A 14,503-nucleotide genomic window follows, 5' to 3' on the forward strand; every position below is an offset into this window, starting at 1 on the left:
AGCCGCGAGCGCGGCGAGCGCCCAGTATCTGCGATGGCGACGGCGCGTCTCTCGTCGCGCCTCTTCGATCAGCGCCTCGACGAGGGCCTCGATCTCATCGCGTTCGAGCGGCCTGCTGTCCGGAACCTCGGGCGCTTGCGAGGGCGGACGCGGCGGGGCGGAAACAGTCATGCCTGCCTCCACTTCAACATTGAGCTAGTATTCCTAGTACATTGATTAGTGTCAAGGTGAACAAAGAAGACGGCGCCGAGCTCCTCTATCTCCAGGTCGCCGCCCAGATCCGACGCGCGATCGCAGACGGCGAGGCCAAACCCGGCGAACGACTCCCACCCGCACGAGACCTCGCCACCGTGCTCGGAGTCAACACCAACACGGTCCTGCGCTCGCTACGGCTGCTGCAGGACGAAGGGCTGCTCGAACTTCGCCGCCGACGCGGAATCACCGTCGCCGGCACACCCGAGCGCGGCGCCGTCATCCAGAAAGTGCGAGAACTGGTCGAGTTCGCCCGCACCCAGGGATACGCCGTCGACGAGCTCGTCGCCATGATCGAGGACGTTGCCTGACGGCGCGCACGGGTCGTTCAAGAGACATTCCCGCACCCGTGTGCTGACGTAGGCACTCGGCCCGAAGTGCATCCGAGCCGTGGTGCCCTCGTTGGCAACGACCGCGCTAGAGTGAGCGCCCAGCTGATCGATCGCATCCCTCGACGCTGGAGGTACGACGATGGGCGATCACAGCCGGGAAGCGTGCACGACGCCGCCACCCCCGCCGGGACTCGAGCTCGGATACCCGCAAGGTCGCAGGCTCGACGGTGGGGTACCGGCTGGCTGGGCTGGCGAGGTACGCGCGACGACGCGCGCGACGGACGACGCGATCTAGTTCGCCTCGCGCACCTGGCCGCAGGTGCTACGTCGATCGCGCCGGCGCGATCGAGTACCGCCTCTGCCCTCACCGTTGCGCAGAAGGCGATCCTCCGGCCGTCGGGCGGCCAAGTAGGGCGCTTATCCGCGCTGCGTTAGGCGCCGCTGCCCGCTGCCGTCGGCGTTCATCACGAAGATCTCGTCCCTCCCTCCGTCGCGATCACTCACGAAGGAGATGTTCCGCCCATCGGGCGACCAGGCCAGACCATGGTCGCTGCTGCGTGCCAGCCGCCGTAGCCCGCTTCCGTCGGCGTTCATCGAGTAGATCCACGCGTCGTGGGCCCGGAAGGCGATCTTCCGGCCGTCGGGCGACCAGACCGGCCGACCCTCGCGACGTGTCAGTTGCCGTTGCCTGCTCCCGTCGGCGTTGATGACGAAGATCCGCCCGTTGCGCGTGAAGGCGATCGTCCGCCCCTCGGGCGCCCAGACGGGATCGCGGCCTCCGTTGTGTGTCAGCCGCCGCTGCCTGCTCCCGTCGGCGTTGATGACGTGGATCTCCCAGGTACCGGAGCGCTTGCTGTTGAAGGCGATCATTCGTCCGTCCGGCGACCAGGAGAGGTTGCTGCCACGTTGTGTCAGCCTTCGCTCGCCGCTTCCGTCCGCGTTGACGAGGTAGATGTCGGTGTTGCCCGCCCCGCGCTCACGGGTGCTCTCGAAGGCAATCGTCCGCCCGTCGGGTGACCAGCGATGGGACCATCCGCCACCGTGAGACAGCTGTCGCTCGCCGCTCCCGTCGGCGTTGATGACGTGGACCTCCGACTCGCCGGAGCGGTCGCTCTTGAAGGCGATCTGCCGTCCGTCGGGCGACCACTCCAGACCTTGGACGTCGCGTGTCAGCTCGCGCTCCCCGCTGCCGTCGGCGTTCATGACGTAGATGTCCGCGTACCAGTCGCCGCCGTAGCGCGAGAAGGCGATCCTCCGCCCATCCGGCGACCAGGCGGGCGAACCAACATCGGGGGGGATGAACGGTCCCTGAAGCAGATCGAGGAGACGGCTGCCGACGCCGAGCCCCGGCGCGACGAGGAGCGCGGCCACCAGGCCCGCAACGACGATTGCAACGAGCCTCTGGCGCCGGAACGACCGCGTGCGGTGCGGCTGCTCCGCGCCCGCGCGATCGTGCACGTCATCCCAGTCCGCGACCACGGTCGGCACCGGAAAGATCCGCTCGAAGGAGTGGGCGACCTCGAGAACCTCATCCCAGCTCATCGGGAGGGGATCGGTTGCCAGCGCTCGGAAGCGCGTGGCCAGCGACGCGTCGTCGTAGGTGCTCATGCCACCACCTCGTGTTTCGTGAGTTGTGCGCTCAACTGCTCGTGTGCCTTGGACAAGGTCGCTGCGACCGTTCCCTCGGCGATCCCGAGCACCTCACCGATCTCGGCATACGAGAGGTCAGCGAAGTAGCGCAGAAAGATCGCCATCCGCCGCTGCGGGGACAGCTCCCGAACAGCCGCCGCGAGCGCCTGGTCGGTTCTCTCGTCGACGAACGCGATCTCCGGTACCTCCTCGAGCGAGAGCTCACCCGATCCCTGCGAGCCGACCGCAGCTCGGAGCGCGATCCGCCATACCCAGCCTTCGAGTGAACCCTCACCGCTGAATCCGTCCTGGTAGCGCAGCGCTCGCACGAAGGCCTCTTGCACCACGTCGCGTGCGCTGTCGACGCTCCCCGTGACCGACGCGAGCATCACCTGGAAGGCGCCGTGTCGGCGCCGGAAGAGATCTTCTAGGTCGGAGTCGAGACGACCCATGCTCTATCAAGATCGCGATTTCGGCTGAATCCTTTATCGAGCGCTGACGGTAACGCCGATCCGCAAGCGACACGCGTTCCGGGGAGCATGCCCGCCGCTGCCGCTCCGCGGTTCGCTCCGGGCCTGCGACCGGGTGGCCGGGCCGGGCATGAGGGCTCAACACAGCCCAATCACGCGGGTTCGAATCCCGCTGGGGACATTACCCCGTGAGCCTTCGCTCTAGCGCTTGGGCGGGTAGCCGGACGCGGCGAGAAACGCCTTGGCCATCTCCCGGTACCCCGCATTCGTCGGATGGGGGTCCCCTCCCTTGCACATGAAGGTCAGGGAGCAGATCCGAGCGCGCCGCGCCGCCGGGGTTCCGCCGGTGTTGAAGACCTTCTGCATGTCGGCGACGCGCGCCCTCGTGGACGCGGCGGCCCGCCGGATCTGCCCGTCGAGCGAGCGGAACACAGGATCGGTCTGCGCAAAGTCTTCGGCGCCCGGGTTCCAGGCACCGGTCACGATGATCTCGGATGTCGGAGCAGCCTGCCTGAGCCGCGTGAGGATCGTGCCGATACGGGAGGCGATCGTCCCGGTCCGTTTCTGGACACAGGCAGGGCCGCCCTTGCATGCATCAACCAGCGCGAAGAAGTCGTTGCCCCAGAGCGTCACGGTGATCGGGCTGACCTCACCGCGATGCGCTCGTAGGAACGCGAGCGCCGCATCGATCTGCGATCCGCGAAAGCCGTCATGCAGTCGCTTGCCCTCGGCGAGCCAGGGGCAGCCGCCCTTCGTGAACGTGACCGTCGACTCACCCGGGCAGCCGTAGTTGACGACACGGATGCCGGGTGCGAGGGCGCGAAGCCGCGCTGCGAAGACGTCGACGTACCCCGTGTCGAACGCGCTCGGCGGCAATCTTCTGGCGGCTTTCGTCGGCTGGAAGCCGTAGGCCATGGAGTCGCCGAGGGCGAGGTAGTAATCCCGTGGCGCAGTCGATGTCGCACCCGCCGCCGACGCCCCGACCGTGAGGACGACGAGCGCTGCCGCGAGAACACCCGCGCGCCGCATCGCTCGAGTATAGGGCGCCCACCTCCACGGACCAGCCTTCGCACACGGTCGTGAGCGAAGCTTTGACTGGATCGAGGAGCTGCTAGCTCCGATCCCCGTCGGTGCCTGACCCCGGCGCGCACCGCGCTCGACCTCGAGGGAGCCGCAAGGCTCCCTTAGCGTGGATGCATAGGGCGGCGCGCTTGTTTCGAGTGTCACGACTGGTTACGGTGGAGCGCAGCCTGTTGATCATCGGCGGCCGACTGCTTCCAAAGGGGGGAAACGGAATGAAGATTCGTCACCCGCTGTTCGTCGGGCTGGTTGCTGCTTTCACGCTATCGCTGGCGATCGTCGCGGCCAGCGCCATGGCGGCTGAGACTCCGTTCAAGGGAACGGTTAGTGCGGTTGAAACGGGGACGGTCGTTCCCCCGCTCCGCTTCTTGGATCGCGAGGGCACGGGCAACGCCACGCATCTCGGCAAGTACACCGAGCACATCACGATGGTGATCAACCTTGTGACCATGGCTTCAACGGGAACCGCGACCTTCACTGCGGCAAACGGCGACGACTTGCTCGCCACGGTCGCCGGACAGGCGACCCGGACGAGTCCGACCACGCTCTCGATTGTCGAGGTCTACACCATCACGGGCGGAACGGGGCGCTTCGCCGACGCAACTGGCAGCTTCACGCTGGAAAGCACCGTGGATCAGACGACGGGCGCCAGTTCCGGCGCGTTCAGCGGAACCATCGACCACTAGACGGCTGTCAGGGACGCTTCGGACTTCAAGCAGTCCTCAGTCGTTCCGGCGACATACAGGCTTGACCAGAGGGGGAGCTGCGGCTCCCCCTCTCTCATGCCAGCCTCCGGCGCTCCGCGTTTTCGCTCCGGGCCCGCGGCCGGGTGGCCGGGCCGGCGCAGCGGGGTTAACACAGCCCAACAGCGGGAGAAGCCCGGAGAACGCCGTGCAGTCACTGCGCGAGTCCGTTTCACCGCCCCATGGAAACCCGGAAGTCAGTGCCCTCTATTCCCTTGCGGAGGGCGGGCCGCTTGCTCAGGAGTTTGCGATATCCGACACTAGCGCCGTGCAGCCGGAGACGCGCTACGCGAGAAGCGGAGCGGTCTGGATTGCATACCGCGTCTTTGGCGAGGGGCCGTTCGACGTGGTCTTCCACCCCGGGTTCGTCTCGCATGTCGAGTTGATGACGGAGATGCCGACATTTCACGGCCGCATCGTGGAGCGTCTGGCGTCGGTCTCGCGCGTGATCGTGCTCGATCAGCGTGGTGTTGGGATGTCGGATCGTGTTGGCGGCACTCCAGCTCTTGAGACGCGGATGGACGATCTCCGCGCAGTCATGGACGCGGCGGGCTCAAAGCGGGCGGCCGTGTTCAGCATCAGCGTGGGCGTCCCGATGAGCGTCCTGTTCGCGGCGACGTATCCTGCGCGGACGAGTGCCCTCGTCCTGGGACGCGGTTTTGCCCGCGAGCTGTGGGCACCGGATTACCCGTGGGGGTGGACCTTGGAGCGGCAGCGTTCAGTAGTACGGGCCTACCAGATGCTCTTCTTGCAGTCTCGCCACGCGGCCGTCGCGGAAGTCGGGCGCACGATCGCACCTGGGTACAGCGATGCTGACCTGACTACTTTCGCCGCGCGGCCGCCAGCCCGGGCACGATCGAGACGCTCGCCGCGATGAACCGGGAAGTAGACGTCCGACACGTACTGTCGGCCGTCCAGGTGCCGACGCTGCTCGTTCATGCAGTCGGTGATCCGGCGATGGCCATTGGCGGCGCTCGCTACATGGCGGAGCAGATCCCTGGGGCGAGGCTCGTCGAACTGGAGGGGGAGAGCATCCTTACTGGTTCAAGTCTCGAGCGTGTGCTCGGCGAGACGGAGGCGTTCCTGCTTGGCATATGGCAAGAAGGTGGCTGGAACGACCCCGATCCGGAGCGCGTGCTCGCGACGATCCTCTTCACTGACATCGTGGGTGCGAGCGAACGCGCCGTCGGCCTCGGCGATCGGGCGTGGCGAGAACTTCTCGAGCGGCACCACGAGCTCGTCCGTCGTCAGCCCGTCCGCTTTCGCGGCAAGGAGGTCGACACCGCAGGCGACGGCTTCCTCGCCAGCTTCGATGGCCCCGCCCGAGCCATTCGCTGTGCACAGGCCGTCGTCGAAGGCGTCCACGGGCTCGGACTCGAGGTGCGGGCGGGCTTGCACACGGGTGAGTGCGAATTGCTCGACGGGAAGGTCGCCGGGATCGCGGTCCACACCGGCGCCCGGATCGCGGCCCATGCAGCTCCGCGCGAGGTTCTCGTGTCAAGCACCGTTAAGGACCTCGTCGCAGGCTCCGGGCTCGAGTTTCAAGACCGCGGTACACACGAGCTGAAAGGCGTCCCCGGCGAGTGGCGGCTCTACGCGGCAGAAGCCTGAGGCTCCGTCACACCCAGGCACCGTGGCGTGGCCGCGGACAGGGACCGGGCAAGGCTAAGATCGAAGGGCGAACGGAGACAGCTCGCGGTTCCGGGCTGAGCATCTGAACGCACAGACGAAGGAGGCACGTAATGGAGCCCGGTTGGGCACGATGCCCGCCGGAACCCCGGTCGTCAGTCGCTCGCCGCTGCTGCTGGGGCAGGGCACGAGACGCCTGTCCCTCCAAGGCCGCAAATACCGTTCGGGTTCGCGGCGAGGTCCTGCTGGTGGTACGGCTCGGCGTAGAAGAACGGCCCCGCCTCGGCGATCTCCGTCGTGACCTGCCCGTAGCCGGCGCGGGTGAGGTCCTCCTGGAACATGTCACGCGACGACAGGACGGCGTCACGCTGTCGCGCGTCGTGCCAGTAGCCGGCCGAGCGGTACTGGGTGCCGACGTCGTTGCCCTGCCGCATGCCCTGCGTCGGATCGTGGCCCTCCCAGAAGACGCGCAACATCTCGTCGTAGCTCGTTCGCGCCGGGTCGAAGACCGCCAGCACGACCTCGGCGTGCCCGGTCCGGCCGGAGCACACCTCCTCGTACGTCGGGCGTAGCCGGCCGCAGTCGTGTACACGCCCGGTGCCTGCCAGAAGAGACGCTCGGCGGGCCCCAGAAGCAGCCCTGCCGACGACGATCTGCTCGTAGCCCTCGGGGAAGGGCGGGATGATCGGTGTCCCGAGGACGAGGTGTGGCCCGTGGCCGGTGATCGGCGTGTCGCGTCCGGGGACGACCTCCTCGGGAGCGACCAGCTCCGACCTCCCCGTGAAGGATACGCGCAGCATGCCGTGGGCGAAGGCGAGCGCCGGCTCGCACCCGCCGCCGGGCGGGGCCAGTTCGTCCGCGAGCCATAGCTGCTCGGACCGAACGGCGCGCCGGCCCCCGCGGGATAGGATCGCCGAGCTGTCCCGGTGCGACTCGGAGGTGCACGTCGAATGGCCGCGATCCGCGTGAACGTCGACAACTTCGCGCGCGCCGAGACCGACCGGATGTTCGCGGCGATCCAGCGAGATGCCGGAGGAACGAACACGTGGTCGCACAACCGGGAGCCGACCCCGCTCGACCATCAGCCGGTGATTCGGCAGAACCGCGACACGCTGTACAGCGCCGCCGTGGTCGACCTGACCGCCGGCGCGGCCCTGACGATCCCGCCGAGTGGGGATCGGTATCTCTCCGTGATGGTCGTCAACGAGGATCACTACGTGAACCGACTCATCCACGATCCCGGCGAGTATCGACTGGGCATCGACGAGTTCGACACGCCGTTCGTCCTGCTCGCCGCCCGCATCCTGGTCGACCCGAACGATCCCGAGGACCTTGCAGCCGTCCACGCGCTGCAGGACGGACTCGGGCTGAGCGCCGGCTCGAACCGACCGTTCGTACTGCCCGAGTACGACGATGCGAGCGCCGCAATCACTCGGCAGGCGCTCCTCGAGCTCGCGCGAGGCCTGGGGGGGTTCGAGCGCGCCTTCGGACGTCGCGACGAGGTCGATCCCGTGCGCCACCTGATCGCCACCGCCGCTGGGTGGGGAGGTCTACCGGAGGAAGAGGCGTACTACGTCAACGTCGACCCTGGGCTCCCGGTGGGCGAGTACCAGCTGACCGTCGGCGATGTCCCGGTCGATGCCTTCTGGTCGATCTCGCTCTACAACGCCGAGGGCTTCTTCCAGGCGAACGACCGAAACGCCTACAGCGTCAACAGCCTCACGGCGACACCGAACGACGACGGCACGGTCACCGTCTGGTTCGGCGGCGACCACGACCGGCCCAATCTGCTGCCCCTCATGGAGGGCTGGAACTACGTCGTGCGCCTGTACCGGCCTCGACGCGAAGTGCTCGACGGCTCCTGGACCTTCCCGTCGGTCACCGAGGCCTGACAGCCTGACGGCCGCGCCGGCCGTCTCCGGTCACGCCTGTGTGAGCGCCTGCTCGAGGTCGGCCCAGAGCTGCTCCGGGTCCTCGAGCCCGACGGACAGGCGGAGGAGTCCCGCTGGGATCCGGTCTCCCTCCCAGCGGTGGCGCGCCTCCAGCTTGGAACGCGTGCCGCCGAGGCTCGTGGCGTTCTCGATCACCCGCACGCCCCGCTCGACGCGCCCGGCCGCATCGCCGTCGGCCACGTCGAACGAGACCAGGAACGAGATGCCCGGGTAGCGGACGACCTCGACGGAGCGGTGTGACGTCAGCCGCTCGACGAGCGTGCGCGCGGTCTCCTCCTGGCGCGCGAGTCGCACCTCGAGCGTCTCGAGCCCGCGGCGGACGAGCCACGCGGTGTCGGCCGAGGCGACGATGCCGGCGAGCCGCCGGGTGAGGTGGAGCCTGTCGCGCAGCTCTTCATCGCGCGTGACCGTGACACCGGCGACGACGTCGTCGTGCCCGGCGAGCACCTTCGTCGCCGAGTGGAGCGCGATCTCGCAGCCGTGCTCCAGCGGGCGCAAGCGGAGCGGCGAGGCGACGGTCGCGTCGCAGACCACGGGTGCGGGATGCCCAGCGGCGGCCTCGAGGTCCGGCATCGTCAGCAGCGGGTTCGCGGGAGCCTCGACGAGGATCAGGTCGACGTCGTCGGGTGGTGCCGCGGTCTGGTCGAACTCGACGACGTTCACGCCCCAGCCGCCGAGATGGTCGAGGAGCACCCGGTGCCCGTAGTACGCCCCCTCCGCCAGCGCGACGGTGCCGCCGGGGCGCAGCAGCGTGAGCACGACGGTCGTGACCGCCCCCATCCCGGACGGGTAGAGCAGCGCGTGACCGCCGTCGAGCGCTCCGAGCGCCTCCTCGCAGGCCACGCCGGTCGGATGGTCGGCACGCGCGTACGAGAACCTCCCCGGCTCGCCCTGCTCGTACGGCCACGTGGCGGAGCGATCGAGCGGCGCGCCCATGGCGGGCGACGCTACCAGCCTCCCGTGCGCGCATAGCATTGGCGGGATGCAGTTGCCCGAAGGTGCACGCGCGCTCGTCGAGTCGGGACGGCTCGCGCACCTCGTGACCCTGAACCGCGACGGCTCCCCACAGGTCTCGTGCGTCTGGGTGGGGCGCGACGGCGACGAGATCGTGTCGGCGCACCTCGTGCCCACGCAGCAGAAGCTCAGGAACGTCCGGCGCGATCCGCACGTCGTCCTCTCGATCGAGGGCACCGAGATCCAGCCGCCCGGGCTCCTCCAGTACCTCGTCGTCCACGGGCGCGCCCGGCTGACCGAGGGCGGGGCGCCGGAGCTGCTACAGCAGCTCGCCTACCGCTACCTCGGGCCCGACGTGACGTTCCCCCCGATGCCCGACCCACCGCCCGGAGTGGTATTGCACATCACGCCCGAGCGGCTCGGCGGGGTCGGTCCCTGGATGCCTCCGCGTTCGTAGCGGCCGGGTTACGCTCCGCGCGATGTCCGCGCGGCACGAGACGACCGAGGCGAAGCTCGACTGGCTCCGTGAGCTGAGCGAGGAAGCGGCCCACGCCGCATCCGAGAAAGCGGTCGCGCGGCAGCACGAGCGGGGGAAGCTGCTCGCGCGGGAGCGCCTCGAGCTGCTGCTCGACCCGGGCTCGTTCGTCGAGCTCGACCGGTTCGTCCGCCACCGTGAGATCGAGTTCGGCATGCACGACAAGCGGCCGTGGGGCGACGCTGTCGTCACCGGCTACGGCACCGTCTTCGGGCGCCCCGTCTGCGTCTTCAGCCAGGACTTCACGGTCTTCGGGGGCTCGCTCTCGGAGGTCTTCGCGGAGAAGGTCTGCAAGGTCATGGACATGGCGCTGAAGGTCGGGTGCCCCGTCGTCGGGATCAACGACTCCGGCGGTGCGCGGATCCAGGAGGGCGTCGTCTCCCTCGCGGGCTATGCGGAGATCTTCTGGCGGAACGTCCAGGCGTCTGGTGTCGTGCCGCAGGTCTCGCTGATCATGGGCCCGTGCGCCGGCGGCGCGGTCTACTCGCCCGCGATCACCGACTTCGTGCTGATGACCGAGGGGACGTCGTACATGTTCATCACGGGCCCCGACGTCGTGAAGACCGTCACGGGCGAGGACGTGAGCTTCGAGGACCTCGGCGGCGCGACCGCCCATGCGACCAAGTCCGGTGTCGCCCACCTCGCCGCGCCCGACGAGCAGGCGTGCATCGAGGACGCGCGGTACCTCCTCACGTTCCTCCCGCAGAACAACCTCGAGACGGCGCCCTACGCACCCCCCACCGACCCGGTCGATCGCGAGGCCCCGGAGCTCGACTCGCTGATCCCCGACTCGACGCACAAGCCCTACGACATGAAGCGCGTGATCGAGTCGGTCGCCGACGACGGCGCCTTCCTGGAGATCCAGCCCGCGCATGCGGAGAACATCGTGTGCGGCTTCGCGCGGCTCGGTGGGCACGCGGTCGGGATCATCGGCAACCAGCCCTCCGCGCTCGCAGGTGTGCTCGACATCGACGCCTCGGTCAAGGCGGCGCGCTTCGTCCGGACCTGCGACGCCTTCAACGTCCCGCTGGTGACCTTCGTCGACGTCCCCGGCTTCCTTCCCGGGACCGCGCAGGAGTGGGGGGGCATCATCCGGCACGGGGCGAAGCTGCTCTACGCCTACGCGGAAGCGACCGTGCCGAAGCTGACGGTGATCACGCGCAAGGCCTACGGCGGCGCGTACGACGTCATGAGCTCGAAGCACATCCGCGCCGACGTCAACGTCGCCTGGCCGACGGCCGAGGTCGCCGTGATGGGCCCCGAGGGCGCGGTCAACATCGTGTTCAGGCACGAGCTCGACGACGCCGAGGATCCCGAGGGGCGACGCGGGGAACTGATCGCCGACTACAAGGAGCGCTTCGCCAACCCCTACTCGGCGGCCGAGCGCGGGTACATCGACGACGTGATCGAGCCCAGGAGGACGCGCCCCTACCTGATCCGGGCGCTCGAGGCGACGCTGTCGAAGCGCGAGCCGGGCCCGAAGCGCAAGCACGGCAACATCCCGCTGTAGGGCCCCGCGGAGCGTCGCGCCGATCGTCCCCCACGCCCGTTTACCCGAGCGGGGGTCGGGTACGCCACGCCTTCCAACGACCCAGGAGGCAAGCCGTGATCAGGCGCATCGATCGCATCGCGACGACGCTGCCACCTCCCTCGGATCCGGATCCCGAGGGAGCGGCAGCGGTTCAGGAGCTCATGGGCGGACGCTTCGGCGAGATGTCGACGTTCATGAACTACACGTTCCAGTCGTTCAACTTCCGGGACCGCCAGGGAGCCCGGCCGTTCTACGACCTCATCGCCAACATCGCCGGCGAGGAGTTCGGGCACATCGAGCTGGTCGCCGCGACGATCAACACGATGCTGACCGGTGCGTCGCCGACCTCGAACGGGCGGGCTCCGAAGACGTCGCTCGGTCCGGTCAAGGGCGTGGGCAACCCGCACCACTTCCTGGCAGGCGGCCAGGGCGCCCTGCCCCAGAACTCGCAGGGGCGGCCGTGGAACGGCGACTACGTCTTCTCGTCCGGCGACCTCGTCGAGGATCTCACCCACAACTTCTTCCTGGAGACGGGCGCGAGGAACAACAAGCTGAAGGTCTACGAGATGGTCGACCACCCTGCGGCGCGTGCGCTGACGGGATACCTGCTCGTGCGAGGAGGGGTCCACCAGGTCGCGTATGCCCGGGCGCTCGAGCGCCTCACCGGCGCCGACCTGACGAAGCTGTTCCCGTCACCACGCATCCCGACGGAGAAGCTCCCCGAGTGCAGGCCGCACATCGAGCGTGGCGACCACCTGCGGCTGTACCGCTTCTCGCCGACCGACTATCTCGAGCTGGCCGCGGTCTTCAACGGCCCACATCCCGAGACGGGCGAGGAGCTCGTCGTGATCGAGGAGCCGCCCGAGGGGGTGCCCCCCAACGACCTGCCGGCGCAGCCTGCCGTCTTCGCACCCGACTACGCTCCCGAGGAGATCGCCGAGATCGCCCGGAAGCTGCGTGTGAAGGCGGGCCTGCCGAAGGAGCCGACCGGCGAGGTCGCCAACGGAGGCGCCAGGTCACCCGGCCGCGCCCCGTCGGCGAAGCGCGCGCCGGCGGCCAAGCCGCGGCGGACCACGCGCCAGAAGACGGCCAGCGCGAGGAGGTAGCCGTCGAGCCGTGCGCCGGAGAGCCGGCGCACGGGCCGACCCGGAGGGCCGCCAGAGCGTGGCGGTCCTTCGGGCGGCCGACGGGGCTGCCGCCGGTTCTTGCGGGCCCGGCCGTCCCGGCGAGGCTCGCGCGATGGAGCCCGGAGACCCGCCTCGGCCGAGGACGCTCGCGGACGGCCGGGCGCGGGTCTATGGCTACGGCTGCTCCCCCGGGTGCCTGCTGGCCTCCCTCGCCGTCTCCGTCCTGCTGACGATCCTCGTGAACGTGCTGATCAGGCTTTTCTTCTAGCGTCGCCGCCGCGTCTGCGTGCACGACCGTCCTCGGCACGTCGCGGGTGGAGCCGGCGACGCCGTGACGCCGCCGGCTCCGGGCCCTGTCTAGCTCTCGACGTCGCCGCGCCAGGCGCCCGTCTCGGCGCCGCGGCCCTCGATGAAGTGCTTGAACGACTCGAGGTCGCCCTTCACCTTGTGACTGTCGAGCCCGACCACGGAGCCCACCGACTCCTTCATGCCCTCCGGCGCGTAGTCCATCTGCACCATCACCTTGGTGCGCGCGTCGTCGAGCCTGTGGAAGGTGACGACACCGTTCGGCCCCTCCTGGCCGAGCGCCTTCCAGGCGATCCGCTGGTCGGGATGCTGCTCGGTGATCTCCGCGTCCCATTCGCGCTTCTCGCCCCCGACGTCGGCCACCCAGTGCAGCCGCGTGGCGTCCTTCTGCTCGACGCGCTCGACGCCGTCCATGAACCGCGGGAACGACTCGAACTGCGTCCACTGGTTGTACGCGGTCGACACGGGCACTTCGATCTCGATCGATTCCTCGATCGTCTTCATCCGGAACCTCCTTGTCGTGGAAACCCTCCGGTTGGGCGTGCCCGGGCGGGCGGTTTCCAAACGGCGGCCCGGTTGCTGTCAGCCGGGCCGGGCTCCGCGGGCGGCACCGGCCGCGGCTCGAAGGCGAGCTCCCGCGAGTCGCAGACGGGCTCGTAGCCGATGCGCAGGTAGATCGCGTTCGAGGTCGGGTTCGCGAGATCGGTGTAGAGGAAGCAGAAGCGGCGTCCCCGGTCGAGCTGCAGTCGCGACGTCGCCGCGGTGACGGCGCTGCCGTAGCCCCGGCCGCGGTGCTCGGGCGGCGTGTAGACGAAGCTGATCCGGATGCCGTTGGGTGTGGGGCCCCCGAAGGCTGCCAGCGCGACGGGACGGCCTTCGGCCTCCCAGAGGACGATCCCGCGGGTCTCGGAGCCCTCGAGCCGCGCGTCCACGCTTCGCTCGAGCTGGCCGGTGTCGGCGGGGTCGTCGTGGAGGGCCTCCCGGGAGAAGGCGACCACCCAGCCCAGGACGAGGTCGCGGTCGGCAGGACCGGCGAGGCGCATCGCGCCCTCGACGCGGGGTGGCGCGTGCAGCCGCCGCAGCGCGTAGATGCGCTGCTCGAAGCGCGTCTCGACCCCGATCCCGCGTCGCGCGGCCCAGAGCTGCGCGAACCGGTCCACCTCGGGCACGGCCCCCACCACGCCGGGGAGCTCCCCGTCGATTCCCTCCGCCAGCTCGTCGAGCGCGCGCTCGACGAGCGGCCGCGCCAGCACCAGGTTGCTGGGCGGCGTCTGCACTGCCGCCCCGACGACCTTCGACCGCTCGGTCACGATCCAGCCCCTGAGCTCCGGGTAGACGTCGGGCTGGTCGCGGGCGGACGAGAGGATCCCGAACGCGAGGTTGTGCCGAGCCTCGTCGGCGCCGAGGAGCGGCCCGGCTCGCTCGAGGACCTCGACGGGGTCGGTGAGGACGTCGACGTCCACGGTGCGATCGTACGGCCTGCCGGGGCCGCTCTCCGGCCGACGCGGACCAGTCCTCAGGGACATGCGCTCGCCCGGCGTTACGGTTCGGCGATGCGCGTCTCCGCGAAAGTCGACTACGCGCTTCGCGCGATGCTCGAGCTCGCCGCGGCCGGCGGGCTGGTCAAGGCGGAGCAGCTCGCCACCGTGCAGGGCATCCCGCGGAAGTTCCTGGAGACCATCCTCCTCGACCTGCGTCACGCCGAGCTGGTGGCGAGCCGGCGGGGAGTGGAAGGGGGGTACGCGCTCGGACGGCCGGCGGACGAGATCAGCCTCGCCGACGTGATCCGGGCGGTAGAGGGGCCGATCGCGACCGTGCGCGGCGTGCGGCCGGACGAGGTCGCCTACGAGGGGGCGGCGCAGGCGCTGGCCCTGGTCTGGATCGAGCTCCGGGCTGCGATGCGCGGCGTGCTCGACGAGACGACGCTCGCCGACGTGGTCGCGCGCTCCCGGGCGGCCTGACC

17 protein-coding genes and 1 pseudogene are annotated in these 14,503 nt (G+C 69.4%); 10 read left to right on the top strand and 8 right to left on the bottom strand.

Going from position 1 to position 14,503, the window contains the following annotated elements; genetic code table 11:
- Positions 1 to 183: hypothetical protein (locus tag VFO26_RS12770; RefSeq protein ID WP_325115389.1), on the bottom strand; the 183-nt coding region annotated here is incomplete at its 3' end.
- 44 nt (positions 184 to 227) lie between these two features.
- Between VFO26_RS12770 and VFO26_RS12775 the strand changes: the two genes are divergently transcribed.
- Entirely contained in the window at positions 228 to 563 is a 336-nt protein-coding gene (locus VFO26_RS12775) for a GntR family transcriptional regulator (protein ID WP_325115391.1), read from the top strand.
- 438 nt (positions 564 to 1,001) lie between these two features.
- On the opposite strand, the gene VFO26_RS12780 is transcribed toward VFO26_RS12775, so the two are convergent.
- The 3 genes from VFO26_RS12780 to VFO26_RS12790 form a co-directional block, all read right to left on the bottom strand.
- Positions 1,002 to 2,192, bottom strand: coding sequence for a hypothetical protein (locus VFO26_RS12780; protein ID WP_325115392.1), 1,191 nt, complete (start codon positions 2,190 to 2,192; stop codon positions 1,002 to 1,004).
- Complete coding sequence (locus tag VFO26_RS12785) at positions 2,189 to 2,665, bottom strand: RNA polymerase sigma factor (RefSeq protein WP_325115394.1); 477 nt, start codon at positions 2,663 to 2,665, stop codon at positions 2,189 to 2,191. Before VFO26_RS12785 ends, VFO26_RS12780 begins: the two co-directional genes overlap by 4 nt.
- A 219-nt stretch (positions 2,666 to 2,884) precedes the next feature.
- Positions 2,885 to 3,712: an SGNH/GDSL hydrolase family protein gene (locus VFO26_RS12790; RefSeq protein ID WP_325115395.1), complete on the bottom strand. Its 828-nt coding sequence runs from the start codon at positions 3,710 to 3,712 to the stop codon at positions 2,885 to 2,887.
- Positions 3,713 to 3,921: 209 nt separating this feature from the next.
- On the opposite strand from VFO26_RS12790, the gene VFO26_RS12795 reads away from it, so the two are divergent.
- From VFO26_RS12795 to VFO26_RS12805, 3 genes are all read left to right on the top strand, one after another.
- Positions 3,922 to 4,449, top strand: coding sequence for a hypothetical protein (locus tag VFO26_RS12795; RefSeq protein WP_325115396.1), 528 nt, complete (start codon positions 3,922 to 3,924; stop codon positions 4,447 to 4,449).
- A 325-nt stretch (positions 4,450 to 4,774) separates the two neighbouring features.
- A complete protein-coding gene (locus VFO26_RS12800) occupies positions 4,775 to 5,383 on the top strand; it encodes an alpha/beta hydrolase (protein WP_325115397.1) in 609 nt (202 codons plus the stop codon).
- Complete coding sequence (locus VFO26_RS12805) at positions 5,380 to 6,117, top strand: adenylate/guanylate cyclase domain-containing protein (RefSeq protein WP_325115398.1); 738 nt, start codon at positions 5,380 to 5,382, stop codon at positions 6,115 to 6,117. Before VFO26_RS12800 ends, VFO26_RS12805 begins: the two co-directional genes overlap by 4 nt.
- A 173-nt stretch (positions 6,118 to 6,290) precedes the next feature.
- Here VFO26_RS12805 and msrA read toward each other — a convergent pair.
- A pseudogene (gene msrA, locus VFO26_RS12810) lies at positions 6,291 to 6,935 on the bottom strand (peptide-methionine (S)-S-oxide reductase MsrA).
- A gap of 150 nt (positions 6,936 to 7,085) precedes the next feature.
- Here msrA and VFO26_RS12815 point away from each other — a divergent pair.
- On the top strand, positions 7,086 to 8,027 hold the full coding sequence (locus VFO26_RS12815) for a DUF1214 domain-containing protein (protein WP_325115400.1): 942 nt from the start codon (positions 7,086 to 7,088) through the stop codon (positions 8,025 to 8,027).
- Positions 8,028 to 8,057: 30 nt separating this feature from the next.
- On the opposite strand, the gene VFO26_RS12820 is transcribed toward VFO26_RS12815, so the two are convergent.
- Positions 8,058 to 9,023, bottom strand: a complete 966-nt coding sequence (locus tag VFO26_RS12820) for a PLP-dependent aspartate aminotransferase family protein (protein WP_325115401.1) — start codon at positions 9,021 to 9,023, stop codon at positions 8,058 to 8,060.
- A 46-nt stretch (positions 9,024 to 9,069) separates the two neighbouring features.
- On the opposite strand from VFO26_RS12820, the gene VFO26_RS12825 reads away from it, so the two are divergent.
- From VFO26_RS12825 to VFO26_RS12840, 4 genes are all read left to right on the top strand, one after another.
- Entirely contained in the window at positions 9,070 to 9,498 is a 429-nt protein-coding gene (locus VFO26_RS12825) for a PPOX class F420-dependent oxidoreductase (protein WP_325115402.1), read from the top strand.
- Between the two features lie 22 nt (positions 9,499 to 9,520).
- Positions 9,521 to 11,086: an acyl-CoA carboxylase subunit beta gene (locus tag VFO26_RS12830; protein WP_325115403.1), complete on the top strand. Its 1,566-nt coding sequence runs from the start codon at positions 9,521 to 9,523 to the stop codon at positions 11,084 to 11,086.
- A 95-nt stretch (positions 11,087 to 11,181) separates the two neighbouring features.
- The gene (locus tag VFO26_RS12835; RefSeq protein WP_325115404.1) at positions 11,182 to 12,213 is read left to right on the top strand and encodes a manganese catalase family protein; all 1,032 of its coding nucleotides are present in this window, start codon (positions 11,182 to 11,184) and stop codon (positions 12,211 to 12,213) included.
- A 133-nt stretch (positions 12,214 to 12,346) separates the two neighbouring features.
- Positions 12,347 to 12,502 (top strand): hypothetical protein, encoded by a 156-nt coding sequence (locus tag VFO26_RS12840; RefSeq protein WP_325115405.1) that lies wholly within the window; start codon positions 12,347 to 12,349, stop codon positions 12,500 to 12,502.
- An 89-nt stretch (positions 12,503 to 12,591) separates the two neighbouring features.
- Here the strand turns inward: VFO26_RS12840 and VFO26_RS12845 are convergent, their stop codons facing one another.
- Both VFO26_RS12845 and VFO26_RS12850 read right to left on the bottom strand, forming a co-directional pair.
- Positions 12,592 to 13,044: an SRPBCC family protein gene (locus VFO26_RS12845; RefSeq protein WP_325115406.1), complete on the bottom strand. Its 453-nt coding sequence runs from the start codon at positions 13,042 to 13,044 to the stop codon at positions 12,592 to 12,594.
- Positions 13,041 to 14,003, bottom strand: coding sequence for a GNAT family N-acetyltransferase (locus tag VFO26_RS12850; RefSeq protein ID WP_325115407.1), 963 nt, complete (start codon positions 14,001 to 14,003; stop codon positions 13,041 to 13,043). The genes VFO26_RS12845 and VFO26_RS12850 overlap by 4 nt, the downstream gene beginning before the upstream one ends.
- A gap of 90 nt (positions 14,004 to 14,093) precedes the next feature.
- Here VFO26_RS12850 and VFO26_RS12855 point away from each other — a divergent pair, with 90 nt between their 5' ends.
- Positions 14,094 to 14,501, top strand: coding sequence for an Rrf2 family transcriptional regulator (locus VFO26_RS12855; RefSeq protein ID WP_325115408.1), 408 nt, complete (start codon positions 14,094 to 14,096; stop codon positions 14,499 to 14,501).
- The last annotated feature ends 2 nt before the right edge of the window (positions 14,502 to 14,503 follow it).

The sequence above is a fragment of the Gaiella sp. genome, from assembly GCF_035710885.1.
Classification (GTDB): Bacteria; Actinomycetota; Thermoleophilia; order Gaiellales; family Gaiellaceae; genus Gaiella.